The organism is Methylotenera sp. 1P/1 (genome assembly GCF_000384355.1).
GTDB lineage: Bacteria > Pseudomonadota > Gammaproteobacteria > Burkholderiales > Methylophilaceae > Methylophilus.
This window is the reverse complement of record NZ_ARWC01000001.1, coordinates 758,637-782,356: the sequence shown is the minus strand read 5'-3', so window position 1 is coordinate 782,356 and position 23,720 is coordinate 758,637. Positions and strand designations below refer to the sequence as shown.

Sequence of the window (23,720 nt, the reverse complement as noted above, 5' to 3'; positions counted from 1 at the left end):
CAGTAATATTTTTATGCGTCGGCTTCTTTAAGCATTAAATCACATACCGCATGTATCATGACTTGGCAGCTTTTGGCACCGGCATCCAGATGGCCAATGGCTCGCTCACCTAAACCAGCAGCTCTGCCTTTAGTAGCAATCAGATTACGTGTAGATTCCAATCCAATATCTGCGGTTTGTTTGAGCGCGGCGGCGATCTCTTGGCTGGATTTGCCTTGTGCGGCCAGTGTGGTAAAAGTAGTGGAGACTGGTACCAATACATCCAACATGGTTTTCTCACCTACGCTGGCTTTACCACGCTGCATAATCGCTTGTACGCCAGCTGCAAACGCCGCGGCGATTTCTAATGGTGTATTCGCGCCATTTTGTTGCGCGGTTTTGGCCATGCTCATGAAAAAACTGGCAAATAAAGGCCCGGATGCACCGCCAATGGTGCTTAGTAGCTTCATGCCAATTTTGTTTAATGCCTCATCTGCGGGTAAGGGCAGTAATGTGTTGTACATGCCAGCGGCTACTTCGCTGCCACGCTTCATATTGATGTAATGGTCACCATCGCCAATGGCACGGTCTAATGATTCAATATCTGCCTCATGCGCCACAATGGCAGCATGAATATGTAGGCAGGCGTTTAATATAAATGCAGTGTTCATATCTAGTGTTGGTGGTGATGAAAATTACGTTAATTGTGTGCCCATATGACATAGGCCGTTTGATGCAAATCAACAGCGCTTAATGTTGCGGCTGATTAATCACGGCAAAAGCCTTCTCCCGCGCGAATCACTAAGCAGTTTTGTTTTTCTGCAAGCCATTTCATGCCTGTGCCTGCGCCATCTGTCGCTTGAATATAGGCTTCTCTGTCATTGCGCATAAAGCGTATACGATGATCGACAGACTTGCCTTCGTAGGTGCTGGGGCCATCTAGGTTTTGAATCGTTAGCGTATAAACACCTCTTCTGCCATCGATCTTCAAAAACGTGCCTTCCGGGCCATTCCATTGTCCTGCCCAAGTATCGGTAAAGTTTTCAAACGTGGTATGGTCATTGGGCGTGGTGGTGCCATAGGTAGTAGGTGCAGGCGGGGCACTTTCTTTACAGCCTAGCAGGGTAAAACAACATGCAGCAACAATAGTGAGTGCACGGTATGCAAGTTTCATGCGTATTCCTTGGTTTCCATCGTCATGGTTCATTAATATACCTCAATAGTAGCCATCAAAGGTGTCGATAAAACGTAGGTGCATTTTGCCAATTGTCGTGCAGTCCATCCACATACACAATGGGTGTATTCTCCAGCACTTCGTCACTTACATCAGTTAAACAGCCAAGATTGACCCCGTACATTTTGCCAATGGGTGTGTCGTTACCCACGCCAAAGCACCGCACGCCGCAGCGCTTGCAAAAATAATGATGGTTTTTTTTGGTATTGAACAAATACTGGGTTAATTCAGATTCGCCAGTCAGCAAGCGAAAGTGCTTAGGCTTGGCAATGGCTGGCCAAAAGCGTGTGCGTCTGCAAATAGAGCAATTACAACGGTAGGAGTGTTGAGTAAGATCTAAATCTGCTTCAAAAGTCACAGCGCCGCAATGGCAACTGCCGTGATAGGTAGTTAACATACATATGCTCCTACTATATTGATACTAGCATTAGTTTTGAATCATTCAGTTTAGGCTACATTCTGACCAATGCGCCATAGCACACCAGACGGATCGGTAATGCAAAAATCACGCATGCCCCATGACTGAAGTTGCATTGGCCAGAGTTTAACGGAATACTTATTTGCCAAGTCACGTTGATTGATATGATCCCACCACGCATCCACATCTTCAACCAAGATGTGCATCATAAAGTTTTCGGCAAAACCTTCAGTACAGTAATCTTGCAGCAAAAAACTCACGTGTGAATAATGAAAATAAGCGACACCACCACCTTCTGATGCCATGGTGAAGCCCATGTCTTGGTAAAACTGTTTGGATACTTCAAAGTTCTTAGATGGTACAAACGCTTTAATTTCAGTCACTTGCAAGTTAGACATGGTATTTAATCCTGAATATTTATGTACATGCTGCCTGGCGAGCGCTAGCGGCTGATCTGTATCAGTATTTCATTGGCCAATTTTTCCATAGTTTCTAAGCTAATATCCGCTTTTTGTAGAAAATCTTGATCGTAATGATCAGGGTCCGCCCAATGTTTGCCTCTAATTTGGCAACGCTTAGCAAGCTTGTGAATGCCAATGTCTTGCAGCTCAAACCCCAACTCAGTCCACAGTACAGATAAGCGCGCCTCTGTCTCGTGGTTGGGTTGACCAGTATCTTTTATGCTACGAATATACACAGCGGTTTCCCTTGAGGCGGTAATGACTTTTCTAACCGCTTTAACTGATTGTGTCTTTCTATCGTTGCTCGCTCGGTCTAGGTTGGTGAGCCATGATTTTGCGTGCTTTAAAATTTCCCAAAGTAACTTGCTAGAGAGGATTTCCATTGGCGTTAGTTTATTGTTTGTATATTAAAGATGCATTCTAGAATATTCTGCACTAGATAATGTAAGGCTATTTTTTAAGTGTTTTCTATTTAACACGCAGACGTTTCTACAGTCATCCATTTCACTATTTCCAATCTAGGTTTTCCGTCAATGAAACGGACGCACCTCTACTGGTGCACGACAAGCGACGGCCGCTTTGCGGCCCCATGTCAACGCTTGTTCTAGGTTAGCTACTTCCAGCACCCAAAAACCGCCTATGTGTTCCGTGGTAGCTAAATATGGCCCGTCAGCCATGCTTACCTCACCATTAGCCTCACACCGCAGTGATTTCGCGCTGTTGATTGGCTGCAAACCGCCAACAAAAACTCTGATGCCAGCAGCGACCATCTCAACGTTAAGTGCGTCGATATCGCGTGACATGGCCTCATCTTCTGCAACGTATGGGTCATAGTCGTTAGGGCGGTGTATAGCTACCAAATACTTTGTCATAACGCTTCCTATCATCTAAACCGCATCATTCGGCTGCGCTTGATGCGTCTAACTGCGAAACAGTTTGACCACATTTAAGGCCTTTATTGATACTGAGGCATGCAGTCACCTATGTCATACCACCCAGCTTTTGAGCTGATAAAATATGCCCAGTTAGCATGGAGCAATTTGCTTGCATGATGGATTAGGCATTTTATTTATGTGCTATTGGTTTTTCTGTAAACAAGTAATCTTTTAGTTGTTTATCAAAACTAGGGTCTTGCCGTCTGATCCATTCAAGCACCATTGCTGCATGTTCTTTTTCCTCATCTCGATTATGTGCAAGAATCGCTTTTAAGTCTTTATTTTTGCACGCATCAACCCTTTGGTTGTACCAATCCACTGCTTCTAGCTCTTCCATAAGTGATGTGATAGCCCTGTGCATATCTCTGGTTTCATCCGTAAGCTCACTGATTGGTTCGTGATACCCTTCATTTGACATTGCTATCTCCTTGATAAATGGTGTTTAGATTGTAAACCCTAACATCAAAATTAACGTGCGCCATTAGGCATACTGCTTGAATGAAGGGTTAGATGGATGGAGACATTGTTACTTTATTTGATTTGCAAGCGCATAGGCGACGATTGCATTGGCATGCCCATGCCCCATTTTATGTTCTGTTTTAAGCCAGTTAACCATTTCCATGTGCTTCATATCTTTCAGATTGCCCACAAGCAATAACCAATGCGCAATAGGCTGACCGTACTTTTTCTCTATCGAAGGGAAATACGAGGCAGGGCCTTTGACTTTTTCTTCAGATGACATAATTCACTTTGATTGTTAATAAATCTAACGTTTGAATTAAGGGGCTGACTTTAGCCAGTCCCGCTTGAATGATGGGTTAGAAAGCATATTGCTTAATGTAACTTTACTTTGCTAGGCCCAATCATGCTGCCCCAATCTCCGCATTCGTTAAAATAAACACGAATTTTAAGGAAATCATTGTCACTATTTGAATGCACTTCATTTGTTGCGTAATAAATCTCAACTCGTGCTTGGGTAAGGTTTTTAGGAGTGTACTCATCTTTGATATTTCTCTGGACTTGGCAGCATGAAGGATGGTCAATCATGAATTGCTCTATTGATTGTACTGATTGTTCCAATTTCATTTGCTTTGCAGCAGTTGTTAATGCTGCCTTAACAAGCTCTTTATCAGATAGTCGCTCTATTTTTTCTTTGCGAGCCCAGCATGGGCGTTCTATACTTTTTATCTGCATTCCGTATGTGTCTAAAACTTTTCCGCAAGCATTGACCATTAAATGGTTTTCATAATACTCAAAATCTGGGTGTTCTTGTTTTCGCGAATCTGTGTCGCTCAACTTTAGGTATGTTTCTACTTCTAAGGAATTACCACGAGATACTCGACAGCAATTAGGATAAATTGACTCTTTACTTACTACTTTTGCAATCAACTCCTCGTCAGATAGAGGTCGTTTAGCCTCGTCGCAATAATCTGAAGGGGTGCATCCGCTTAAGCAAAGCAATGCAGTCATGAACAAAATGCGTATAGACATTTTACCTTCTAACGTTTGAATTAAGGGGCCAGCTTTAGCTGGACCCGCTTGAATGATGGGTTAGCCGACTTATAGCTGTGTTAGCCATAGCGAAATCACAATCATCACAAACACGGTAAGCCAAAAAAATGTGTTGTTGCGATCTATTTGTGCCAGAACGCGTGCGAATCTGATGGGGATCACCACTGCAAATACAGAGACCATAAACACTGGAACTGTTACAGCCCAAGTAAGCAAATAGTAAAAGCCAAAAAAAACCAGAAAAACTAGTGAGACAGCACCGCCAATGGCAAGTGGGTTTGATATCTCTGGAATGTTGAAATGTAATGATGCAGCAGCTTGCTGAAAAGGGATAAGCAGGATTTCCGTAAAAGGGGTATGAAAGACAAGATCAAAAACACCCATGAGAAGTGGGCTAAAAATCATTAACGCATTATTTTTAGAAAACTCATCAATAGTGTTTTTGTGGTCGATAACCCACTTGATTGAGAACCAGCCCATAAATGCAAACCCAAATACCCAGAACAGAGATAAGAAACTAGCTGGGCTTGGCTGGGAAAATCGTTGAAAAGCAAAAATGCAAGCGAACAAGAAAACGCTTGCCCAGCCATAGAGCCGCCGAAGAAAGCGTAGCCCACTTATGGTCGTAGCATCTTCAAGTCTGCTATTCAGCCTTGAGTAATGCCCCTCAATCGCTGACAGAAATACATCGATTTTTGGGTTTCTTCTGGCCTTTTCACCAACCCAATAAACACTGATCAGCACAACCAAGAGAGTAAGAGCAATTTTGAGCATAGCGGTAGTCGGCTAACGTTTGACATAAGGGGCGCGCCTTAGCGCGTCCCGCTTGATGGATGGGTTAGGCGGCATTGTTGCTCCCGACGGCCATGTTTTCTGCGGAGTAGATCGTGCGCTTGCCTTGGAGAAGGGCCTGCGCCTCCTTGCGGAGTACCTCAATTTGTTGGTCGATTATCTTGACGTACGCCTCATACGTTGACTGAAAGTTCGGATTGACATCTAGCTCCGGCTCAGGCCCGACCAGTGGTTGAATCTCCTTGGCAACCCGTCTCGCGTTGAGCAAGGCTTCGAACGCGGCATCCCCGTGAACGTTTTCGAGGGGCACGCGAAGAATGGCTTCTGCCAGTTCAAAAAATCGCGTAGACGGTTCCGCGGGATGGCCGTGCGGCCATCGTTCGAGCTTTCGTTTCTCGAGCCGAGCCTCAGCTGCGCCATCTCGAAGGTGAATCAACAGCCTCGCTAGTCCAAGCAGTTCGGTCGCCTCGCGCTCGCACTCCTGTAGCCGACCGCGACGAACTTGCCAAACGACAAAGTACGCGCCGACAACAATTGCGATGGAGCCTACGACTGCCTGTGCCCATGCGGCGACATCGGCGCTTGTGAGATTAGTTAAGAGGCAGAGATTGTTCATAGCTATAGCTGATTCCGATGGCGCCTAACGTTTGAATTAAGGGGCCAGCTTTAGCTGGTCCCGCTTGAATGATTGGTTAGGTTGCACGATGGAGTATTAGGCCACTTTTCAGTAAAAGCTGCTCTACGCTAACGAAACCAGCACTGGCCAAAGCTTCGTATTGTTCAGAGGCGGTCATATACAACTGATCGTTTTTCATGCCACCTTCGCCAAAAAAATGGTCGCAGACCAAGTATACCCCTCCAGGAACAAGCAGTTTTCTGGCTTGAGTATGAAGCTCTTGAGCATAGTGTTTATGCCGTAGCTCATGTACTGCCTGATTAGTAACGATAGCCTCAAACGACCCGAGACCGAGTGACCACGCAGGATCTCTAAAGCTGCGCTCGACGAACTGAACTCGTGAAGAGCACGAGCCGAGTCGTTTACCAGCAAGCTCATGCATCGCCGTAGAGAAGTCGAGAGCAACATAGGTGATTGCTGGTAGCGCGATGAGGAGATGCTTTGCCAAGAAGCCTGGCCCAGAACCGAGCTCCAGCACACGGCTAACCGGAACTTGCGCAGCCTTGATTGCCGCGGCGAACTCCGCGAAGAACTCGATGCGCGAAGGCCGCTTCGACATAGCCGTGGACTCCCACTCTTTGGCATCGCTCATCAATCGCAGATCGATTGGACTAGGTACCTCTTGAATCATAGAATGCAACCTAACGTTTGAATTAAGGGGCTGGCTTTAGCCAGTCCCGCTTGAATGATGGGTTAGAACGCCTATTTTTAAAATATAACCACAAAACAAGACCACCCCCAATTAAGCCACTAATTACAGGAAAAGGTAAACCATTCAGTGATGCTGCCCAAGACGATGGGGTCAACACTTTGTCCAGGCCTACTATGAAATAAACAAAGATGCCAGACAAAATAATAGAGCTAACGGCACTAGAAACAAAAATTAAAGTTGAACGGATTGCCCATTTAACTGGCTGAAAAATACAAGCTAAACAAAATACAATTATGATTAAAAACGCAATTGCTAGAAATACTAAGAACAACATGCTAGGTTCAGAAAAAATTAAAATTATGAATATGTATAGTTCAGCCATAGAGTTCTAACGTTTGAATTAAGGGGCACGCTTTAGCGTGTCCCGCTTGAATGATGGGTTAGAGGGCCGGAATGATGTTTTCACGTACATAAGGTTTGAACCAACGACCTGAAGGATAAATGGGAATCATACGTGCGCGTTGTAAAGATTCAAGATGGTGGCGCAGGCAGTTGACCGAGCCTGAAACAGCGAATTGTTCACACTCAGTTACTGAACAGAGAGAATCTTTCTTTGTAAATGTGTTTCGATTCAGAAAGTTGCTGACTACGGATGTGAATATTAAAAGTTCATCGGGCTGAACAAAGACTTCAGACTTCCATAAGTCAGTATCAATGGGCGGCACCTTAAAAAGATATTCATCATTACCCCAGTTCCATGCACGGCTACCTTGCCAATATTGATCGCACTCAACACAGCGATATAGTTTGTGCTCTTTTTCAGAATGCTCGGCGATTTGCACAAAAGACTTTTTCAAGGGGCGACTCTCTTTTATGCGTTTGGCAATCACCTTACGGAGAAACTCTAAATCTTCATATTTCGAGCACGAGCACACAGTTTTTGCCCTCTAACGTTTGACATAAGGGGCGGCGAAGCCGTCCCGCTTGATGGATGGGTTAGCCCAATTTTTCATTGGTTAAGCTGGCCTCTTGGGTTCAACCCAGTCTGGCCTCAACCCAAGATCGAACTCTTGGCGCACTTTCTCTAGCGATGACTCATGCCCCATGTTGGCTTCCATTTCACCAACGCAACCCCAGCAGTCGCCGCCACAATCAATCGAAAGTGGGTCGTTGCTCATATTTGATTCTCGTCTGCCGGGTTAGCCATTCTCTCGGCCCTGAATCACCAAAACACCACGTGAATGAATTGGTGACAGATCACTGGGGCGATCTTCAAGAATGGCTCGAACATACTCCGGCGGTTGATTTCTTGGGCCAATGGGAATGCTCATAATCGACTGCCTCGTTTCTCTTGTCGCCTTCCGGGGCGCGCTAACACCAAGACTTTTCTGGAGCAAAGACCAAGCTCTAGTGGGGAGATCGTCTCCGCCATAGCCCGAACAGCAAACTAGGCAATGCCACGGGAGGGCTTCGCTCAACACTGAAAGACGATCTTTAATTTCGCCGGCCTTCTGAAGTGTTTCGACGTGTCTTAGTGAGATCAGAGAACAGCCATACGACTCGGGCGAATGCGCAAACGATCCGCATCTGCGGTGAGGAGCGGACGGGATAAGCTCCTCATAAACGTATAGGGCATATAGCGGGACGAGACCTTCCTTGATGCACTCACGTTTGAGTTTGGCAGACTGATAGGTCTTTGATTTTCCAGATTTGTAGTGAATGTGGGGAAAGGTGTCCGATTTCAACTGCAATACTTTCGCTTGCACACGTAAGCCCAGCCATTTTGTTTTTTTGCTATTCGTTAGCCACCATTCCCAGTCAGCCCCATTCTTTCCCTCTTCCGGTTTGCTAAACAGACGGCTATGGATCTCGCTTGCGTGTCTCAACTTTAGTTCGAGGATGTTCAGGTCCGTGAATGTCTCTTCTAGAGGTTGATGACCTACAGTATTGGCCCTGCCCATATGCTCATAGGTTTTATGAGCCAAGGAACGAAATGATTCGCAAAGGGTAGGCAGGTGCATGTGGTGTACCAAAGAAGGCTAACGTGTGAATTAAGGGGCGCCGTTAGGCGTCCCGCTTGAATGATGGGTTAGCCCCTCATTATCTTGTATGTCTTTGAAATACTGTGCTATATCAAAATTTGCAATTGTTCGTGCAAGAGAAACTGGAGAAACGCCATGCTTGTTCAATTCAACAGGGTTAGAGCCAGCATCCAATAGTAAGCGAATTACAGAACCTTCACCTTTTGAAGACATAACGGCTCGCCATAGAGCTGTATTTCCAAAAGAGTCTTGAAGTGAAATATCTGCTCCGGCTTGCAAAAGTAAAGTAGTGCAAACAGGGGATACTGCTTGTGCTGCAAAATGGAGTGCAGACCAACCATTATCATCTTGTGCATTCACATTAACGCCAGTAGCTAGTAATCTTGCGACTTCATCAGAGCGAGAATCCACTGCCGCATAATGAAGAGGGATTCGCCCATATTCGTCTAAACCTTCCCTCGGCTTCCGTTTTGGTTGTTTACCTGACATAGGCTATTCCTTGAAGGCTAACGTGTGAAGTAAGGGGCTGGCGACAAACTTGTCTCCAGCCCAGTTAATAATAAACTTTTCATAAAAGAACCTTTTCGCCAGTCCCGCTTGACTTATGGGTTAGGCCTCTCTCTCAAACCACCATAGCAAACCTACTCCAAGGAGAATGCCAAAAGGCGCAGTAACGTACCAAATCTCTATATAGGCAGGGGGAAGCTGGTCAACAAATGTAGCCACAATAGATAACAAAATAAGCACAAAAAGAGATAGTCGCGAACGTCTTGGCGCAAACCAAGAACCGATAAAGCCCGCAACAGCAAATCCCATAGCACGAACAATTATGAGCAGTTGCGCGCTTGTGGAATCAGAAACGTAAGATGTTCCTGACCAGTTGGGCGAACCACCTGAGGCTAGCCAATTAATAGCAATATGAATTGTATTGGCAAATATAAACACTACATTTTCAAGAATACTACAAACACCAACCTCTGTAATGAGAGCAGCAATAAGAGCTAACCAAATTTGACGTGGGTGAGAGTTTTGCATATTTGAAATTATTAAATTAAGCCTAACGTTTGACATAAGGGGCGCGCTTTAGCGCGTCCCGCTTGATGGATGGGTTAGGGTTGAAAACTTTATTGTACAAAACTACCCCAGCCGTCATTGCGCCCACCTAAAGATGTTGCAATATTTGCCAATTCTTGTTCAAAGTTCGTTATATCGGTATGAGTAGGTACCATGTTTTTAACAACGCTTACATCCCATGGGAGAGTTTTAACTGTATTCGAGTTTGCTATGGTCGTTTTATAACCCAAAGATTGAAAATGGTTAGCAAGCTTTTCAGCATTTTCTTCATTTGGTAATACAACAATAAAATCGATGTTTCTTGGTTTTGTAAGGTCATCACCACGTTTTTGCATTTGACGAAGCACATTGCCGTTTTCGTCATTTGGAAATGAATCATTAGCTTTAACTATGTTGGCTATGAATAGGACCGAAACAATTAAAGAAACTACCAAAAGTACAATTTTCAGAGACATAAAACCCTAACGTTTGAATTAAGGGGCGCCGTTAGGCGTCCCGCTTGAATGATGGGTTAGAAGTTGGTGATTTAGAGTGCATAAGTTACCTTATTTACTGCCACTGTTATTTTGCCGGAAGATTGCAATTGTTGAACTATAGCTGACAGTTCAGTTTCTGGTAACCCACTTGGGTAAAGCGAAACTATGGTGCTTTTTAGTGTTTTTAGCGTGCGTGGTTTTGAATTTCCGCGCTGTTTCAAATTCGCGACCACAGCCGCAAACTTGTCACTGTCAGGTTTTGTCGCAACTGGGGCTTTGGCTGGTATAGCTACCTTAGACCCAACCCCGTTGGGGCATTTGAATTGCCCTTTTTGGTTTAGAACAACTTGAAATTTCTCTTTGAGCGACATACTGCCTAGCAATCTGTTGACTGCCTTGCAGCAGGCAACACAATTTTCATCGCTGTTGCTTCCACCATTAGCTGATGCTAATAGATGCTCAACGCTTGCTTCGGTTTTTGGCAGTGGTTGTTTGCAGAAAAAACACAAGCCACCTTGAACAAACATTAAACGATCGAGAGGTTTAGTTGGCATAAGCTTCTAACGTGTGACATAAGGGGCGCGCTTTAGCGCGTCCCGCTTAATGGATGGGTTAGGCTGGTGAAGCAACAGCGCCGCGTGAAGCTGAATAAATGGTGACATAACAAGCGACCCCAAACCGTGACTATTTAAAACAGTAACTTAAAAGCACCGCACTGCCAACAATAGCAAGCGCACAAACTAAACTGAGATTACCGTGCTTAGCCCAACAAAACCTAAGCTTAAAAAAGCCACAAACTTAACCAAACTAAACGCCTAATAAGACCATAAAAGCGCACCATTTAAACGAAAGCAACGCTGGCAAAAATGAAATGGTTTTAAGAAAAGCCTAACGTAAAGTAGACATCCTATTTGACGTAAAACTTTCCGTCAAAATGGAATTGTTATTGTTAAATTTTATTAAATTACTTAGTAACTTCATATCGCTCTGCATTTTTAGTGCATCCTAAAATCTATATATGCATACGTCAATTGAGCCCCCTAAACTGTTAGATCAAGTGCGCGGTAAAATCCGTTTAAAGCACTATAGTATCCGTACCGAGCAAGCATATACGGATTGGATTAAACGCTATATTCTGCATTTTAACAAGCGCCACCCTAAAGATTTGGGCGCTAATGAAGTTGAACAGTTTTTAACCTATTTGGCGGTGCAAGGGCGCGTATCGGCCAGCACGCAAAATCAAGCCAAAAGTGCTTTGCTGTTTTTATATAAAGAGGTATTGGGTGAGGCTTTGCCTTGGTTGGATGACATTGAGCAAGCCAAAGCGCCTAAGCGTTTGCCGATGGTGTTAACCAAGCAAGAAGTGCAGGCGATATTAATGCAGTTGAATGGCACGCATCATTTAATTGTAAGTTTGCTGTATGGCACAGGCATGCGCATTTTGGAATGCCTGCGTTTACGCGTAAAAGATATTGATTTTGCGCGTAAGGAAATTTTAATTAGGGATGGCAAAGGTTACAAAGATAGGGTGACGATGTTGCCTGCCAGTTTAATTGCGCCGTTAAAAGCGCATATGGGCAAAGTTAAAACGCTGCACGATGCCGATTTAGCCAGTGGTTATGGCGCTGTGTATATGCCGCAAGCGTTGGGTAAAAAATACCCGTATGCTGCGCGTGACTGGGCTTGGCAATATGTGTTTCCATCCGGCAAGTTATCGGTAGATCCGCGTTCTAGTGAAACGCGTCGTCATCATGTGCAAGATCAGGCAATTCAGCGTGCGGTGCGCCAAGCCGTGGTGAATGCGGGCATGACTAAACCGGCCACACCACACACACTCAGGCATAGTTTTGCCACGCATTTACTAGAAGGCGGCTACGATATTCGCACTGTGCAAGAGTTATTAGGGCATAGCGATGTGGCGACTACCATGATTTACACGCACGTATTGAATAGGGGCGGGCATGGAGTGGCTAGCCCGTTAGATACGATTGAAAGGTGATATTGTAAAGTTATAACAATTGTTATAACTTAAGGAGTGCAATATGCAAGGCATTAAACTCACACAAATTGGTAATTCTGTTGGTTTGATTTTGCCAAAAGAGGTATTGGCAAGGCTTAAGCTGGAGAAGGGCGATACGGTGTTTTTAACCGACACGCCAGGCGGTATTGCGATTACGCCGAATGACGCAAACTTTGAAACGCAAATGGATGCCGCACGCAAAATCATGAAGGCACGGCGTAATGTAATGCGTGAGCTAGCTAAATGACTGACTGGATTTGGTTGGATAATGCTGTGATGTTAGCAGTACATGACGAGCAATTAGCTGAACATGGCGGCATTGCTGGAATACGAGACCAAGGTATGTTTGAGTCTGCTATGCAGCGTGTACCCAATTTGGCTGCGTATGGAAATCCCGATTATGCCGAATTAGCTGCGGCATATGGCATGGGGTTAGCTAAAAACTATCCATTTTTAGACGGCAATAAGCGTACTGCTTTTGTAGCAACAGAACTATTTTTGATGCTGAACGGGTACGCGCTGATAGCAGACGATGTGGCATGCGTGTTGAGCATGCTAGCGGTGGCCGTAGGTGAAATGTCAGAGATTGAATTTGCTGATTGGATACGCACGCATAGCCAGTCTAGCAAAGGCTCATTTTGAGTTTAGGTGGGGTTGTAACCCCATGCGGTAAAGTAGTTTAGTATCGCAAACCGTGGGTTACTGGTGACCCACTCTACACGGGATACTTTGCACCTTAGTGGTAATGCGGTTTAACCGTTTACCTTTAAATTTTTAGTTTACACCTGCATATTCATCATATCTTGATAAGCAGATACTAATTTATTGCGCACCTGCACAGTGGCCTGAAACGAGATATTGGCTTTTTGGCCTGCAATCATCACATCTGACAAGCTGACGCTGTCGTCCCCCATGGCAAAGTTTTTGCCTAATTTTTCTGCATCTACCTGCACTTGGTTGACTTGATCTAGCGATGCTTTCAATGCATCGGTAAAGCTTACTTTGGTTGACGATTGTGGGCTATCTAACTTTTGAATACCTATCCCACCACCAATAGGATTCTCTTGCCCAACACGCGGGCCTTGTGCTGCTGCCTTTAGTTGCGCAAGCATGGATTCTATTCTGCTTGAATCTATTCCACCGGCTTTCATGGTTTACCTCCAGTAATGATGTTGCTTCATTGGTATGTCTGCCATGCACACATACTTTTTGACTTATGCACACTGTAGCACCTCTGATTTTTAGCCAGCGTTGAAATAGGCGAGGGAAAAGTGCTTTATTCCCAAAATTGAATATTGGCAATATCGGCATAATGGTACTCAATCGTAAAGGTGATGTGTGTGTAGTTAGCAGCAGCAACACTTTGAGCAGAGATGCTTTTGGAACAGGATGTTTTTGGAGGTTACACAATGGCAGCAGGCAACGACGCCGTGTTAGTAAGTGGCAACGGATTACCCAGTGCAGCGCAGTTGGGCAGCAAACTTATGCTGCTGGCTGGCGTGGCCGCAGTAGTTGCGGTGATGGTGGTATTTTGGATGTGGAGTCAACAACCGGACTACCGCATTTTATTCTCTAACTATTCTGATAAAGATGGTGGCTCGATTGTCGCAGCGCTAGAGAAAATGAATGTGCCATACAAATTCTCTGAAAGCGGCTCTGCCATTTTAGTGCCTGCCGAGCAAGTACATACCGCACGCCTTAAACTGGCTTCTGAAGGTTTGCCTAAAGGTGGCAATATTGGTTTTGAGTTATTAGAAAACCAAAAATTTGGTGTTTCTCAATTTGTAGAGCAAGTGAATTTCCAACGTGCACTAGAAGGCGAACTTGAGCGCAGCATTCAAGCGATTGCAGCGGTGCAAGTAGCGCGTATCCATTTGGCTATTCCAAAACCTAGCGTATTTGTGCGTGATCAACAAAACCCAACCGCATCTGTATTGCTTAATTTACACCCCGGCAGAACGTTAGATCCACAACAAGTAGCAGCGGTAGTGCATTTGGTAGCGAGCAGCGTACCTAACTTACCAGCGACCAATGTGACGGTAGTGGACCAAAACGGCAACTTACTTTCAGATACCTCTAAAAAACAAGGGGCGAATGGGTTGGATCAAACCCAGATTAAATATGTTGATGATATGCAATCAAGCATTGCGCGTCGTGTGGAGTCAATAATCACGCCGATTGTGGGTGCTAAAAACGTACGTGCCGAGGCCAGCGCTGAGATTGATTTCTCTACCACTGAGCAAGCAGCTGAGACTTATAAGCCTAATTACAAACCAGATGATATGGCGATTAGAAGTATGCAAAGCAATGAGTCTAGCAATGGCTCAGGTGCAGAGGCTTCTGGTGTGCCAGGTGCTTTATCTAACCAACCACCACCTAATTCAACCGCACCGATCGATACATCGGCAGATGCAGCCGGCGCTACGGCCAATGCAGGTGGTGCAGCGACAAGCACACAAAAAAATACCACAACCAATTATGAGGTAGATAAGACCGTACGGTATGTGCAGCAGCCTAAAGGTGGCGTGAAACGTTTACACGTAGCCGTGGTAGTCAACAACATGCCTGTCACTGATAAGAAAGGCAAAGTGACTTACCGCCCATTAACAGCAGCTGAGAAGCAACAGATTAATGACTTAGCCATGCAGGCCATGGGCTTTAACAAAGAGCGCGGTGATTCACTCACCGTAGTGAATAGCTCGTTTGCTGGTGAGCCGACTGAAATCCTACCAGAGGTACCGATGTGGGAAAACCCAGTGGCTGTGGAATATGGCAAAGATGGCTTGCGCTTCTTGGTGGGTATTGTGGTGTTGTTCTTGGTGTATACACGCTTGCTTAAACCTTTATTGGCCAAACTTTCTAGCCCATTGTCACAACCTAAAATGTTGGGTCAGGCACAGCAAGAGGCTGGCCAAGATGCAATTGTGAATATCAGTGGCCAACCTCAAATGACCTTGGGTGCACCTGGTTATGCGCAAAATCTTGAAGTGGTAAAGCAGCTAGCCAAAGATAACCCAAGAATGGTAGCAAGCGTGGTCTCCAATTGGACAAATGGAAATGAGTAGCAGATATGAGTGATGCCGGTGTAATGCGCAGTGCAATTTTGATGCTGACCTTGGGCGAAGATGGCGCCGCAGAGGTGATGAAGTATTTGAGCCCGAAAGAAGTGCAAAAACTAGGTTCGGCCATGGCCACCATGAAATCAGTAGGGCGTGAACAAGTAGAGACTGTGGTGACGGAATTTTTAACTGAGGCCGAGCAGAGCAGTGATTTTGGTTTGGATTCAGATGAGTATATCCGCTCTGTGCTAACCAAGGCTTTGGGTGACGATAAAGCTTCTAACTTGCTTAACCGCATTTTGTCATCGCGCGATGCCAGCGGTATTGAAAGCCTGAAATGGATGGATGCGTTTACTGTGGCGGAGTTTATTAAAAATGAGCACCCACAAATTATTGCTACGATTCTGGTGCATTTAGATCCAGATCAAGCGTCTGAAATCATTGGACATTTTACCGATAGGTTACGTCAGGACGTGATGTTACGGATTGCAACGTTGGATGGTGTAAAGCCAATCGCTCTAAAAGAACTGAACGATGTGATGACCAAGTTGCTGACAGGCAATGAGAACATCAAAAAACAAACCATGGGCGGCATTAAAGTGGCGGCCGAGATTATGAACTACATGAGCGGCGACAACGAAGCCAGCGTGATGGAAGGTTTGAAAAATTACGACGATGACATGGCGCAAAAAATCATGGATGAAATGTTTGTGTTTGACAACATTTTAGACATTGATGACAAAGGCATTCAAGTCATGTTGCGTGAAGTGCAATCTGAAATGCTGATTATTGCGCTAAAAGGTGCTACCGAAGAAATGCGCGACAAAATCTTCAAAAACATGTCTACCCGCGCGGCAGAAATGATGAGAGAAGATTTGGAGAGCAAAGGGCCAGTCAAGCTCTCTGAGGTGGAAGCACAACAAAAACAAATTTTACAAATTGTAAGAAGACTTGCCGATGAAGGCCAAATTATGTTGGCTGGCAAGGGTACAGACGATCAGTACGTATAGCAGTGTAATTATAAAGGTGTAATAGATGGCAAATATGGCGATTCCAAAAGAACAACAAACAGCCTATCAACGTTGGGAAATGTCATCGTTTGGTGAGGATAAACCCAGCCCGGCAATGGCTGCTAAGCCTAAGAAAAAGTTGGAAGAAACAGATCACGCTGTGAATGCGATTCTTGAAAATATACGTAAAGAAGCCTACACCAAAGGCGTGCAAGAGGGCTTTGCCGTGGGTATGGCCAAAGCCAGAGAACATGCGGAAGAAGAGCGCCAACAGTTTTTGACCATCATGCAAAATTTTAATCAAGCGCTAGAAAAAACCGATGAAGCCATTGCGGAAGATTTACTCGCATTGGCGCTGGATATTGCTAAATCCATGCTTAAAGTGAAGCTAAATGTAGATACTGCAGCCGTCATCCCAGTCGTAGTGGATGCGATTCATTATTTACCACACGTACAAAAGCCAGCACGTATTTTGGTACATCACGAAGATGCACATATCTTGCGTGAATATCTTGCAGAAGAAATTTCAAGCCAACAATGGCAGATTCAGGAAGACAGTAGCATTGAACGTGGCGGCTGTCTGGTGGAAACCGGTGCTAATCAAATTGACGCCAGCAATGGCATGCGTTGGAAACGTATTACCGAAGCCTTAGCTAAACATGATGATTGGTTATTACCATGATGCAATCTACGCAAAACGTGCATCATCAACGCTGGCACAGCTACTTACGCGATTGCAACGAAGTGCTGCAACTTGTAGAACCGCTGGAAATTGCTGGGCGCATTACCAAACTGACGGGCTTGGTGATGCAAGCCGCTGGCATTAAATTGCCGATTGGTAGCGCTTGTTATGTACCTTTATCTGAAGGTAGCCGTGTAGAAGCCGAAGTAGTGGGCTTTGATGGCGAACACTTATTATTAATGCCGCAAAGCAGTGTGGATGGTGTGGTGCCAGGCGCCAAAGTCTTTGCCATGGATGTGGCTGAAACCTTACCTAAACCTACCGCAGGCCGACCACCTCGCCGCAGAGTCAATGACCGTGCACGCCATTTGCCAGTGGGCGATGCGTTGCTAGGTCGCGTGGTGGATGGTGCTGGTAACCCATTGGATAATTTAGGAAAAATTGAAGTGACCGAGAGTGCGCCACTCAGTGCAAGACCGACCAATCCGTTGTCACGTGCTCCTATTCAAGAGACATTGGACGTAGGTGTGAGAGCGATTAACAGCATGCTCACGGTAGGCCGTGGTCAACGCATGGGCTTATTTGCTGGCTCCGGCGTAGGTAAAAGTGTACTCCTAGGCATGATGGCACGTTACACCACTGCGGATGTGATTGTAGTGGGTTTGATTGGCGAGCGGGGCCGTGAGGTAAAAGAGTTTATTGAACAAATTTTAGGGCCTGAGGGTTTAGCACGTTCGGTTGTTGTGGCAGCGCCTGCTGATGCTTCTGCGCTAATGCGTTTACAGGGCGCCAACTACGCGACCACGATTGCCGAGAGCTTCCGCAATCAAGGTAAAAACGTATTGCTGATCATGGATTCACTTACACGTTATGCCATGGCGCAACGTGAGATTGCTTTAGCCATTGGCGAGCCACCGGCGACCAAAGGATATCCGCCCTCTGTATTTGCAAAACTGCCAGCGTTAGTAGAACGCACAGGGAATGGTGCCGAAGGTGAAGGCTCGATTACTGCGTTTTATACGGTATTGACCGAAGGCGATGATCAACAAGACCCCATTGCAGATGCAGCACGTGCGATTTTGGATGGCCACATTGTATTAAGCCGTAGTTTAGCCGAGAGCGGCCATTACCCAGCCATTGATGTGGAGCAATCCATTAGCCGCGCCATGCATAACATTACGAGTCCGGATCATCAGAAACTAGCACGTAAGTTAAAGCAATTGAATTCGCGCTATATGCGCAGCATTGATTTGATTAGCGTGGGCGCGTACGAGGCTGGGTCTGACCCTGTGTTGGATACAGCGATTGCAAAACACGAATTGATCGAGCGATTTTTACAGCAAGATATTTCTGAACGTGCAGATATGGAAGAAAGCGTGCAGTTTTTAGCGCATGTACTGGCAGATTAATGTAAGTAAATTCATTTAAACAATAACAATGAGCGTCATGAGAAGGGTAATGAAGTATGGCAACACGCGCCGCAGGTGTAATGAGTATGTTAAAAGACATTGCCCAAAAGGAAGTGGATACAGCGACTGAGGCATTGGCAGAAGCCATGAAAATTGCCGATGAAGCGCAATCTAAATACGATTTGTTGGTGGAATACCGTAACGACTATAGCAAGAACTTGCAGCAGAGTTTAGAAACCGGCATTGGCGCACAAGCGTACCAAAACTTTCAAGGGTTTTTCCGCAAGTTGGACCAAGCGGTAAAAGGGCAGTTTGAAATGTTGGTATCGGCACAGCACCATGTATTGATACAGAAAAAGCGTTGGAAAGAATCGCAACGCAAAAAGCTTTCTTACGATGTGTTAGAGCAGCGCGATAGCGATAAGCAACTGAAAGCCACGCAAAAGAAAGAGCAACGATTAATGGATGAGTTTGCCAGCCGTATTGGCCGGCAAGCCAAGTAAATATAGTGTTATTTATCTGAACGAAATATAGCTAACTAGGAATAGTGATATGCAAAATTTAGCATTACAGATTGCCAAAGCGGCACCGACAAAACAAGCGGCTAATCAAAATAATATGGCCAATTTAGGCGCGGATAGTGCCGTGAACAGTGCACCGAATGCATTTGCCGAGCTATTAAAGAAACAGGTAAAGCAGCAAAAAACAGAGGCTAGTGAGGCTGCCGATAGTGCTAAACCCGCAGGCAACACGGCTACCACTCCAAACAAAGCAGCGGATACAGACAGTGCTGCAGCGGATGGCGTGGTGTTAAGTGAATCGACGTTGATACCGAAAGCAGATTTAGACGAGAAAGCTGAAGAAAATTTGCCGCCGATACAAGACTTAATATTGATGCAAATGGGCTTGCAGCCTGCCGCACAGTTGAATACTCAGCAAGCCAATGCAGTAGCAACTGATCCTGCTGCAAGTGGTGAGTTAGCGTTGGGTGAGCGTGCCGGTGCCTCTGCGAAAAATGCATTGCCTTGGACGGGTGTAGAAGCTAAAAGCGCGCAAGTCACGGATACTGCTTTGCACGAATCAGCCGATAGCAGCAAACAAGCACCGGAGCTAGCTGCTGATGATCAGGCTGTGCCCTTAAAAGGCGATCAAGCAATTAATCAAACCTTGGTGCGCGACAAAGAGTTTAAAGAAATCGAAATGAAATCGGTACCGGTTCAGATGGCAGCCGTTGCACCAGTGGCTAATAAGTTATCAGACAATATGGTAGCCAGCGTAGCTGCAGCTAGTGAAATCCCAACGCCATTTGGTAGGCCTGAATGGAGCCAAGCAGTGAATCAGAAAGTGGTGTGGATGGTAGGTGCGGGTGATCAATCTGCAACACTGACACTTAACCCACCGGATTTGGGACCATTGCAAGTGGTGATCCAAGTAGAGAATGATCAAGTGGATACCACCTTTATTTCGGATAATCCGGAAGTGCGTCAAGCATTGCAAGATGGCATGAATATGTTGCGCGATAAAATGCAAGACTCTGGTATGCAGCTTGGCAATGCGCAGGTGAGCTCACAAGCGCAATCACAGCGCCATTTTGAGCAAGCCATGCAACAGCGTGCGCAGCAGCGTTTGGAACAGTCGACGCAGGCAACAAACACAGCAGAAGAGGCTGTTAGCAGTAACGTAGTAGTGCAGCGCGTTTCTAATGGTCTGGTAGATACCTTCGCCTAATAGACTTCTATCACTATGGCATCGTCTTAGACTGGGCCGTGGGTGTGATTTTGCATCAATCAAGGTGGGCTGCTGTTGCCAAATGGCAGCCCATACGTTGAAAACTGAGATTAGACGGTCTTTTACATCTCTTATCTAACCATGTTCAACGCACTTTTTTTCTCATAATGTCACCATACAACGTGCACTTTGGTGTGCGATTAGCTAGGTAGTCATTGAGTTGAAAGGTATTGCACATGGCACAAGATCCAAAACAAGACACGAGCGGCGAAGAAGTACAAGCGCCGGTTAAATCCTCTAAAAAGAAGCTAGTGATTATCTTAGCTGGGGTGCTGGTGTTGGCGGGCGTTGGTGGCGGTGCAGCTTGGTATTTCATGAAACCTAAGCATGCTGATAAAAAAGCGGAGAAACATGTAGAGGCGCCTAAGCCACCTGTGTTCCTAGCTTTAGAAACATTTACCGTGAATCTGCAACCGGATCCCGATGAAAAATTCTTGCAAATGGATGTGACCTTGCAAGTGGCTGGGCCAGAAGTGGCTGAACATATTAAGTTACAAATGCCAGCAGTAAGAAATCGCTTGCTGATGTTATTGACCAGCAAAAAAGCATCAGACATTTCTACTTCTGAAGGCAAAGCGACGCTAAGCGAAGAAATGCTGGCCGAAGTGAAAAAACCGTATGCTGCCGGTGAAAAACCGCAAGAAGTTACAGGCGTGTTGTTCACTTCTTTCGTGGTTCAGTAAGATCAATCGAGCACGCTATGTCAGATAAATTTCTCTCACAAGACGAAATTGACGCCTTACTCAAAGGCGTTGAGGGCGATCAAGGCGACGATAAACAAGAGGCGGACCAAGACAGTGTGCGCTCTTACAATCTTGCCACGCAAGAGCGCATTGTACGTGGCCGTATGGCTACGCTGGAAATTATCAACGAACGTTTTGCCCGCTTATTGCGCATCGAACTATTTAACTTTTTACGCCGTACGGTCGAGGTTTCTGTTGGCCCTGTGCGTATTATCAAATACACCGACTTTATCCGTAATTTAGTGGTGCCAACCAATCTGAATCTGATTCATGCTAACCCGCTACGTGGTACAGCCATGATGGTGTTAGACCCCACGTTAGTATTTTTAGTGGTGGACAATATGTTCGGTGGCGATGGTCGTTTTCATACGCGTGTGGAAGGCCGTGATTTCACGCAAACCGAGCAACGCATTATCCATCGCATTCTCAATATCGTTTTTGAAACTTATGGTAAATCTTGGGAGCCAGTCTACCAACTAAATTTCGAATATATCCGCTCTGAGATGAACACGCAGTTTGCCAATATTGCTACCCCTAATGAAGTGGTGGTGGCAATCACCTTCAATATCGAGCTTGGCCCAGCCAGTGGCGAGATGCACTTCTGCATCCCTTACTCCATGATTGAGCCGATTAAAGATTTATTGACTTCATCTTTACAAGGTGAGGTGTTAGGCGTGGATAAGCGCTGGGTAAAACTGATGACGCAACAAGTGCAAGCGGCAGAAGTGGAAATTGTGGCGGATTTGGCCAAAACCAAAGTGCATTTGGGAGAAATTTTAAATCTGAAAGCTGGCGATGTCATTCCTATCAGTATTGATGATGCCATTGAGGCGCAGATTGACGGCATTCCTGTCATGGAATGTAAATACGGCATTTTTAATGGACAGTATGCGTTACGCGTAGAAAAACTACTACGGTCAAACTCTAGTGAATACATAAGGGGCGAATCCAATGGCGACTAATCCTTCAGCAGCAGAAACTCAAACAGAAATGGACGAAACAATGGCAGATAACGGCGTAGAAACAATAGCGGAAGATGATTGGGGTGCCGCCATGGCGGAGCAGGCAACGGCTGAATCTTCAGTATTGCAGGCAGAAACCGTTGAAAAGGCACAGGTCTTTACCGAATTTAGCCCCAGCAATAAATTGCATGACACCCAAAATGATATCGATTTCATTTTGGATATTCCGGTACAACTCACGGTTGAGTTAGGTCGCACCAAAATTGCGATTAAAAACCTATTGCAACTGGCACAAGGTTCTGTGGTGGAGCTAGACGGCATGGCCGGTGAACCGATGGATGTGTTGGTGAATGGTTGTTTAATTGCACAGGGTGAAGTGGTGGTGGTGAACGATAAGTTTGGTATTCGCCTCACTGACATCATTACGCCAGCTGAGCGTATCCGTAAAATCAACCGTTAATGATTTGCTTGCGCTCAAGGGTTGAGTGCATTGCGCAATCAAGCAAAAGGTCATTATGTTATTACGTGCTTTCTTATTATTGGTATTAAACGGTTATGCCATCTCTGGCTTGGCTGCTACTGCAAATGCACCAAGCCCCACCATGAGTGTATTAAAAATGGTGATGGGACTGGTGGTTGTGCTTGGTGTCATGGCCTTGTTTGCTTGGGGCGCTAAAAAATTCTTACCTGGCGTAACTGCGCAACCTTCTGTGATTAAAGTTGTGGGCGGCGTGAGTGTAGGCACACGCGAACGTGTGGTGGTATTGGAAGTAGCAGGGCGTTGGCTAGTAGTAGGCGTGGCCAATGGTCAGGTCAATAGCATTGCCAACGTAGAGCCTAATACGGATGCGACAGCGACGCTAGCCGCCAATACCAATACATCGGTAACCCCTACACCAAGACATGATCCGCTACAGCCATTTACCAATTGGTTGAAGCAAGCCATGCAAAAGAACCCTCAAAAATAATACGAGATTAAAGCGAACAACTATGTACATCTCACGATTTAAACACCCAGTCTTACGTTTTCTAGTCATTGCATTCTGTTTATGGATGCTGCCGTTGGCTGCACTGGCAGAAAATGGATTGCCTATTATCAATGCCACCCCAAGTGCTGGCGGTGGTCAAGATTACACACTCAGCTTGCAAACGCTGGTGCTACTGACGTCACTAACGTTTATCCCTGCCGCCATTTTGATGATGACCGGGTTTACACGCATCATTATTGTGCTGTCATTGTTGCGTCAGGCCTTGGGTACGCAATCTGCACCTTCTAACCAAGTATTAATCGGTTTGGCCTTATTTTTGACATTTTTTGTGATGAGCCCGGTGATCGATAAGATTTATGTGGATGCTTATCAACCATTGTCTGAAAACAAAATCACCATGCAAGTGGCCATGGAAAAAGGCGTAGAACCACTCAAAACCTTTATGATGAAACAAACGCGCGAAGGCGACTTGGCTTTGTTTGCCAATATGGCGCAGGTTGAAAATATTGCCTCGCCAGAGCAAGTGCCATTACGCGTATTGGTGCCAGCATTTATGACCAGTGAGCTGAAAACGGCTTTCCAAATTGGCTTTGCTATTTTCATCCCGTTCTTGATTATCGATATGGTGGTAGCAAGCGTATTGATGGCGATGGGCATGATGATGGTGTCTCCTGCGATTGTCGCACTGCCATTCAAACTCATGTTATTTGTGCTGGTCGATGGCTGGCAACTGATTCTGGGTTCCCTAGTACAAAGCTTTCATTAGCTAAAACATCCAGTTACACATACAAAAACTAAACGTATATA

At 45.5% G+C, this 23,720-nt stretch carries 35 protein-coding genes and 1 pseudogene; 14 read left to right on the top strand and 22 right to left on the bottom strand.

Features of this window, described 5'->3' with window-relative positions:
* Positions 1-11: 11 nt before the first annotated feature.
* The 21 genes and pseudogenes from dhaL to A3Q3_RS0103600 all read right to left on the bottom strand — a co-directional run bounded on the left by dhaL (position 12) and on the right by A3Q3_RS0103600 (position 10,805).
* Positions 12-650, bottom strand: coding sequence for a dihydroxyacetone kinase subunit DhaL (dhaL, locus tag A3Q3_RS0103695; RefSeq protein WP_020182225.1), 639 nt, complete (start codon positions 648-650; stop codon positions 12-14).
* 95 nt (positions 651-745) lie between these two features.
* A complete protein-coding gene (locus A3Q3_RS13595; protein WP_020182224.1) occupies positions 746-1,153 on the bottom strand; it encodes a hypothetical protein in 408 nt (135 codons plus the stop codon).
* Positions 1,154-1,208: 55 nt separating this feature from the next.
* Positions 1,209-1,610 (bottom strand): GFA family protein, encoded by a 402-nt coding sequence (locus A3Q3_RS0103685; RefSeq protein WP_020182223.1) that lies wholly within the window; start codon positions 1,608-1,610, stop codon positions 1,209-1,211.
* A 50-nt stretch (positions 1,611-1,660) separates the two neighbouring features.
* Positions 1,661-2,029, bottom strand: coding sequence for a VOC family protein (locus tag A3Q3_RS0103680; protein ID WP_020182222.1), 369 nt, complete (start codon positions 2,027-2,029; stop codon positions 1,661-1,663).
* Between the two features lie 44 nt (positions 2,030-2,073).
* A complete protein-coding gene (locus tag A3Q3_RS0103675; RefSeq protein ID WP_020182221.1) occupies positions 2,074-2,475 on the bottom strand; it encodes a hypothetical protein in 402 nt (133 codons plus the stop codon).
* Positions 2,476-2,622: 147 nt separating this feature from the next.
* A complete protein-coding gene (locus tag A3Q3_RS0103670; RefSeq protein WP_020182220.1) occupies positions 2,623-2,964 on the bottom strand; it encodes a YciI family protein in 342 nt (113 codons plus the stop codon).
* Positions 2,965-3,157: 193 nt separating this feature from the next.
* Positions 3,158-3,445, bottom strand: coding sequence for an encapsulin-associated ferritin-like protein (locus A3Q3_RS0103665; protein ID WP_020182219.1), 288 nt, complete (start codon positions 3,443-3,445; stop codon positions 3,158-3,160).
* Positions 3,446-3,553: 108 nt separating this feature from the next.
* Positions 3,554-3,769, bottom strand: a complete 216-nt coding sequence (locus tag A3Q3_RS0103660) for a DUF4287 domain-containing protein (protein WP_020182218.1) — start codon at positions 3,767-3,769, stop codon at positions 3,554-3,556.
* Between the two features lie 92 nt (positions 3,770-3,861).
* On the bottom strand, positions 3,862-4,518 hold the full coding sequence (locus tag A3Q3_RS13590) for a hypothetical protein (protein WP_033424933.1): 657 nt from the start codon (positions 4,516-4,518) through the stop codon (positions 3,862-3,864).
* 69 nt (positions 4,519-4,587) lie between these two features.
* Entirely contained in the window at positions 4,588-5,313 is a 726-nt protein-coding gene (locus A3Q3_RS0103650; RefSeq protein ID WP_020182216.1) for a hypothetical protein, read from the bottom strand.
* 64 nt (positions 5,314-5,377) lie between these two features.
* Positions 5,378-5,947 (bottom strand): hypothetical protein, encoded by a 570-nt coding sequence (locus A3Q3_RS0103645; RefSeq protein ID WP_020182215.1) that lies wholly within the window; start codon positions 5,945-5,947, stop codon positions 5,378-5,380.
* Positions 5,948-6,023: 76 nt separating this feature from the next.
* Positions 6,024-6,638: a class I SAM-dependent methyltransferase gene (locus A3Q3_RS0103640; protein WP_020182214.1), complete on the bottom strand. Its 615-nt coding sequence runs from the start codon at positions 6,636-6,638 to the stop codon at positions 6,024-6,026.
* Positions 6,639-6,660: 22 nt separating this feature from the next.
* On the bottom strand, positions 6,661-7,041 hold the full coding sequence (locus A3Q3_RS14390) for a hypothetical protein (protein WP_020182213.1): 381 nt from the start codon (positions 7,039-7,041) through the stop codon (positions 6,661-6,663).
* Positions 7,042-7,099: 58 nt separating this feature from the next.
* On the bottom strand, positions 7,100-7,516 hold the full coding sequence (locus tag A3Q3_RS0103630; RefSeq protein WP_157355039.1) for a hypothetical protein: 417 nt from the start codon (positions 7,514-7,516) through the stop codon (positions 7,100-7,102).
* Positions 7,517-7,675: 159 nt separating this feature from the next.
* Positions 7,676-7,837 (bottom strand): hypothetical protein, encoded by a 162-nt coding sequence (locus tag A3Q3_RS14450; protein WP_020182211.1) that lies wholly within the window; start codon positions 7,835-7,837, stop codon positions 7,676-7,678.
* Between the two features lie 21 nt (positions 7,838-7,858).
* Positions 7,859-7,990 (bottom strand): hypothetical protein, encoded by a 132-nt coding sequence (locus A3Q3_RS14580; RefSeq protein ID WP_255349034.1) that lies wholly within the window; start codon positions 7,988-7,990, stop codon positions 7,859-7,861.
* A 279-nt stretch (positions 7,991-8,269) separates the two neighbouring features.
* A pseudogene (locus A3Q3_RS14645) lies at positions 8,270-8,680 on the bottom strand (DUF6615 family protein); the annotation flags it as partial.
* Positions 8,681-8,710: 30 nt separating this feature from the next.
* Positions 8,711-9,190, bottom strand: a complete 480-nt coding sequence (locus A3Q3_RS0103615) for an ankyrin repeat domain-containing protein (protein WP_020182209.1) — start codon at positions 9,188-9,190, stop codon at positions 8,711-8,713.
* A 120-nt stretch (positions 9,191-9,310) separates the two neighbouring features.
* Complete coding sequence (locus A3Q3_RS0103610; protein ID WP_157355036.1) at positions 9,311-9,736, bottom strand: hypothetical protein; 426 nt, start codon at positions 9,734-9,736, stop codon at positions 9,311-9,313.
* An 89-nt stretch (positions 9,737-9,825) separates the two neighbouring features.
* Positions 9,826-10,230, bottom strand: a complete 405-nt coding sequence (locus tag A3Q3_RS0103605; RefSeq protein WP_020182207.1) for a ribonuclease E inhibitor RraB — start codon at positions 10,228-10,230, stop codon at positions 9,826-9,828.
* A 71-nt stretch (positions 10,231-10,301) separates the two neighbouring features.
* Positions 10,302-10,805 (bottom strand): HNH endonuclease, encoded by a 504-nt coding sequence (locus tag A3Q3_RS0103600; protein ID WP_020182206.1) that lies wholly within the window; start codon positions 10,803-10,805, stop codon positions 10,302-10,304.
* Between the two features lie 464 nt (positions 10,806-11,269).
* Here A3Q3_RS0103600 and A3Q3_RS0103595 point away from each other — a divergent pair, with 464 nt between their 5' ends.
* Genes A3Q3_RS0103595 through A3Q3_RS0103585 form a run of 3 tightly spaced genes read left to right on the top strand, consistent with a single transcriptional unit; the run spans position 11,270 to position 12,913 of the window.
* The gene (locus tag A3Q3_RS0103595; RefSeq protein WP_020182205.1) at positions 11,270-12,250 is read left to right on the top strand and encodes an integron integrase; all 981 of its coding nucleotides are present in this window, start codon (positions 11,270-11,272) and stop codon (positions 12,248-12,250) included.
* Between the two features lie 43 nt (positions 12,251-12,293).
* Positions 12,294-12,518: an AbrB/MazE/SpoVT family DNA-binding domain-containing protein gene (locus tag A3Q3_RS0103590; RefSeq protein ID WP_020182204.1), complete on the top strand. Its 225-nt coding sequence runs from the start codon at positions 12,294-12,296 to the stop codon at positions 12,516-12,518.
* Positions 12,515-12,913, top strand: coding sequence for a type II toxin-antitoxin system death-on-curing family toxin (locus A3Q3_RS0103585; RefSeq protein ID WP_020182203.1), 399 nt, complete (start codon positions 12,515-12,517; stop codon positions 12,911-12,913). Before A3Q3_RS0103590 ends, A3Q3_RS0103585 begins: the two co-directional genes overlap by 4 nt.
* Positions 12,914-13,050: 137 nt before the next feature.
* Here the strand turns inward: A3Q3_RS0103585 and fliE are convergent, their stop codons facing one another.
* Complete coding sequence (fliE, locus tag A3Q3_RS0103580) at positions 13,051-13,422, bottom strand: flagellar hook-basal body complex protein FliE (protein WP_025224444.1); 372 nt, start codon at positions 13,420-13,422, stop codon at positions 13,051-13,053.
* Between the two features lie 258 nt (positions 13,423-13,680).
* On the opposite strand from fliE, the gene fliF reads away from it, so the two are divergent.
* The 11 genes from fliF (at position 13,681) to fliP (ending at position 23,679) form a co-directional block, all read left to right on the top strand.
* Positions 13,681-15,336: a flagellar basal-body MS-ring/collar protein FliF gene (fliF, locus tag A3Q3_RS0103575; protein WP_020182201.1), complete on the top strand. Its 1,656-nt coding sequence runs from the start codon at positions 13,681-13,683 to the stop codon at positions 15,334-15,336.
* A gap of 5 nt (positions 15,337-15,341) precedes the next feature.
* Entirely contained in the window at positions 15,342-16,340 is a 999-nt protein-coding gene (fliG, locus tag A3Q3_RS0103570; RefSeq protein WP_020182200.1) for a flagellar motor switch protein FliG, read from the top strand.
* Positions 16,341-16,365: 25 nt separating this feature from the next.
* Positions 16,366-17,022: a flagellar assembly protein FliH gene (locus A3Q3_RS0103565; protein WP_020182199.1), complete on the top strand. Its 657-nt coding sequence runs from the start codon at positions 16,366-16,368 to the stop codon at positions 17,020-17,022.
* The gene (fliI, locus tag A3Q3_RS0103560) at positions 17,019-18,431 is read left to right on the top strand and encodes a flagellar protein export ATPase FliI (protein WP_020182198.1); all 1,413 of its coding nucleotides are present in this window, start codon (positions 17,019-17,021) and stop codon (positions 18,429-18,431) included. The genes A3Q3_RS0103565 and fliI overlap by 4 nt, the downstream gene beginning before the upstream one ends.
* Before the next feature lie 56 nt (positions 18,432-18,487).
* Entirely contained in the window at positions 18,488-18,934 is a 447-nt protein-coding gene (fliJ, locus tag A3Q3_RS0103555) for a flagellar export protein FliJ (RefSeq protein ID WP_020182197.1), read from the top strand.
* A 49-nt stretch (positions 18,935-18,983) separates the two neighbouring features.
* Positions 18,984-20,159 carry a flagellar hook-length control protein FliK gene (locus A3Q3_RS14110; RefSeq protein ID WP_020182196.1) on the top strand — a complete coding sequence of 392 codons (1,176 nt, stop codon included), beginning with the start codon at positions 18,984-18,986 and terminating at the stop codon, positions 20,157-20,159.
* 236 nt (positions 20,160-20,395) lie between these two features.
* Positions 20,396-20,902, top strand: coding sequence for a flagellar basal body-associated protein FliL (gene fliL, locus A3Q3_RS0103545; protein WP_020182195.1), 507 nt, complete (start codon positions 20,396-20,398; stop codon positions 20,900-20,902).
* A gap of 17 nt (positions 20,903-20,919) precedes the next feature.
* Complete coding sequence (gene fliM / locus A3Q3_RS0103540; RefSeq protein ID WP_020182194.1) at positions 20,920-21,924, top strand: flagellar motor switch protein FliM; 1,005 nt, start codon at positions 20,920-20,922, stop codon at positions 21,922-21,924.
* Positions 21,914-22,384 carry a flagellar motor switch protein FliN gene (fliN, locus tag A3Q3_RS0103535; protein ID WP_020182193.1) on the top strand — a complete coding sequence of 157 codons (471 nt, stop codon included), beginning with the start codon at positions 21,914-21,916 and terminating at the stop codon, positions 22,382-22,384. Before fliM ends, fliN begins: the two co-directional genes overlap by 11 nt.
* A 55-nt stretch (positions 22,385-22,439) precedes the next feature.
* Positions 22,440-22,892 (top strand): flagellar biosynthetic protein FliO, encoded by a 453-nt coding sequence (gene fliO, locus A3Q3_RS0103530; RefSeq protein WP_020182192.1) that lies wholly within the window; start codon positions 22,440-22,442, stop codon positions 22,890-22,892.
* Positions 22,893-22,977: 85 nt separating this feature from the next.
* A complete protein-coding gene (fliP, locus tag A3Q3_RS0103525) occupies positions 22,978-23,679 on the top strand; it encodes a flagellar type III secretion system pore protein FliP (protein ID WP_051086438.1) in 702 nt (233 codons plus the stop codon).
* The last annotated feature ends 41 nt before the right edge of the window (positions 23,680-23,720 follow it).

What these genes read in the sequence shown, in the direction of transcription:
- dhaL (WP_020182225.1), bottom strand. Translation starts at nt 650, where the DNA reads ATGAACACTGCATTTATATTAAACGCCTGCCTACATATTCATGCTGCC.
- A3Q3_RS13595 (WP_020182224.1), bottom strand. Translation starts at nt 1,153, where the DNA reads ATGAAACTTGCATACCGTGCACTCACTATTGTTGCTGCATGTTGTTTT.
- A3Q3_RS0103685 (WP_020182223.1), bottom strand. Translation starts at nt 1,610, where the DNA reads ATGTTAACTACCTATCACGGCAGTTGCCATTGCGGCGCTGTGACTTTT.
- A3Q3_RS0103680 (WP_020182222.1), bottom strand. Translation starts at nt 2,029, where the DNA reads ATGTCTAACTTGCAAGTGACTGAAATTAAAGCGTTTGTACCATCTAAG.
- A3Q3_RS0103675 (WP_020182221.1), bottom strand. Translation starts at nt 2,475, where the DNA reads ATGGAAATCCTCTCTAGCAAGTTACTTTGGGAAATTTTAAAGCACGCA.
- A3Q3_RS0103670 (WP_020182220.1), bottom strand. Translation starts at nt 2,964, where the DNA reads ATGACAAAGTATTTGGTAGCTATACACCGCCCTAACGACTATGACCCA.
- A3Q3_RS0103665 (WP_020182219.1), bottom strand. Translation starts at nt 3,445, where the DNA reads ATGTCAAATGAAGGGTATCACGAACCAATCAGTGAGCTTACGGATGAA.
- A3Q3_RS0103660 (WP_020182218.1), bottom strand. Translation starts at nt 3,769, where the DNA reads ATGTCATCTGAAGAAAAAGTCAAAGGCCCTGCCTCGTATTTCCCTTCG.
- A3Q3_RS13590 (WP_033424933.1), bottom strand. Translation starts at nt 4,518, where the DNA reads ATGTCTATACGCATTTTGTTCATGACTGCATTGCTTTGCTTAAGCGGA.
- A3Q3_RS0103650 (WP_020182216.1), bottom strand. Translation starts at nt 5,313, where the DNA reads ATGCTCAAAATTGCTCTTACTCTCTTGGTTGTGCTGATCAGTGTTTAT.
- A3Q3_RS0103645 (WP_020182215.1), bottom strand. Translation starts at nt 5,947, where the DNA reads ATGAACAATCTCTGCCTCTTAACTAATCTCACAAGCGCCGATGTCGCC.
- A3Q3_RS0103640 (WP_020182214.1), bottom strand. Translation starts at nt 6,638, where the DNA reads ATGATTCAAGAGGTACCTAGTCCAATCGATCTGCGATTGATGAGCGAT.
- A3Q3_RS14390 (WP_020182213.1), bottom strand. Translation starts at nt 7,041, where the DNA reads ATGGCTGAACTATACATATTCATAATTTTAATTTTTTCTGAACCTAGC.
- A3Q3_RS14450 (WP_020182211.1), bottom strand. Translation starts at nt 7,837, where the DNA reads ATGAGCAACGACCCACTTTCGATTGATTGTGGCGGCGACTGCTGGGGT.
- A3Q3_RS14580 (WP_255349034.1), bottom strand. Translation starts at nt 7,990, where the DNA reads ATGAGCATTCCCATTGGCCCAAGAAATCAACCGCCGGAGTATGTTCGA.
- A3Q3_RS0103615 (WP_020182209.1), bottom strand. Translation starts at nt 9,190, where the DNA reads ATGTCAGGTAAACAACCAAAACGGAAGCCGAGGGAAGGTTTAGACGAA.
- A3Q3_RS0103610 (WP_157355036.1), bottom strand. Translation starts at nt 9,736, where the DNA reads ATGCAAAACTCTCACCCACGTCAAATTTGGTTAGCTCTTATTGCTGCT.
- A3Q3_RS0103605 (WP_020182207.1), bottom strand. Translation starts at nt 10,230, where the DNA reads ATGTCTCTGAAAATTGTACTTTTGGTAGTTTCTTTAATTGTTTCGGTC.
- A3Q3_RS0103600 (WP_020182206.1), bottom strand. Translation starts at nt 10,805, where the DNA reads ATGCCAACTAAACCTCTCGATCGTTTAATGTTTGTTCAAGGTGGCTTG.
- A3Q3_RS0103595 (WP_020182205.1), top strand. Translation starts at nt 11,270, where the DNA reads ATGCATACGTCAATTGAGCCCCCTAAACTGTTAGATCAAGTGCGCGGT.
- A3Q3_RS0103590 (WP_020182204.1), top strand. Translation starts at nt 12,294, where the DNA reads ATGCAAGGCATTAAACTCACACAAATTGGTAATTCTGTTGGTTTGATT.
- A3Q3_RS0103585 (WP_020182203.1), top strand. Translation starts at nt 12,515, where the DNA reads ATGACTGACTGGATTTGGTTGGATAATGCTGTGATGTTAGCAGTACAT.
- fliE (WP_025224444.1), bottom strand. Translation starts at nt 13,422, where the DNA reads ATGAAAGCCGGTGGAATAGATTCAAGCAGAATAGAATCCATGCTTGCG.
- fliF (WP_020182201.1), top strand. Translation starts at nt 13,681, where the DNA reads ATGGCAGCAGGCAACGACGCCGTGTTAGTAAGTGGCAACGGATTACCC.
- fliG (WP_020182200.1), top strand. Translation starts at nt 15,342, where the DNA reads ATGAGTGATGCCGGTGTAATGCGCAGTGCAATTTTGATGCTGACCTTG.
- A3Q3_RS0103565 (WP_020182199.1), top strand. Translation starts at nt 16,366, where the DNA reads ATGGCAAATATGGCGATTCCAAAAGAACAACAAACAGCCTATCAACGT.
- fliI (WP_020182198.1), top strand. Translation starts at nt 17,019, where the DNA reads ATGATGCAATCTACGCAAAACGTGCATCATCAACGCTGGCACAGCTAC.
- fliJ (WP_020182197.1), top strand. Translation starts at nt 18,488, where the DNA reads ATGGCAACACGCGCCGCAGGTGTAATGAGTATGTTAAAAGACATTGCC.
- A3Q3_RS14110 (WP_020182196.1), top strand. Translation starts at nt 18,984, where the DNA reads ATGCAAAATTTAGCATTACAGATTGCCAAAGCGGCACCGACAAAACAA.
- fliL (WP_020182195.1), top strand. Translation starts at nt 20,396, where the DNA reads ATGGCACAAGATCCAAAACAAGACACGAGCGGCGAAGAAGTACAAGCG.
- fliM (WP_020182194.1), top strand. Translation starts at nt 20,920, where the DNA reads ATGTCAGATAAATTTCTCTCACAAGACGAAATTGACGCCTTACTCAAA.
- fliN (WP_020182193.1), top strand. Translation starts at nt 21,914, where the DNA reads ATGGCGACTAATCCTTCAGCAGCAGAAACTCAAACAGAAATGGACGAA.
- fliO (WP_020182192.1), top strand. Translation starts at nt 22,440, where the DNA reads ATGTTATTACGTGCTTTCTTATTATTGGTATTAAACGGTTATGCCATC.
- fliP (WP_051086438.1), top strand. Translation starts at nt 22,978, where the DNA reads ATGCTGCCGTTGGCTGCACTGGCAGAAAATGGATTGCCTATTATCAAT.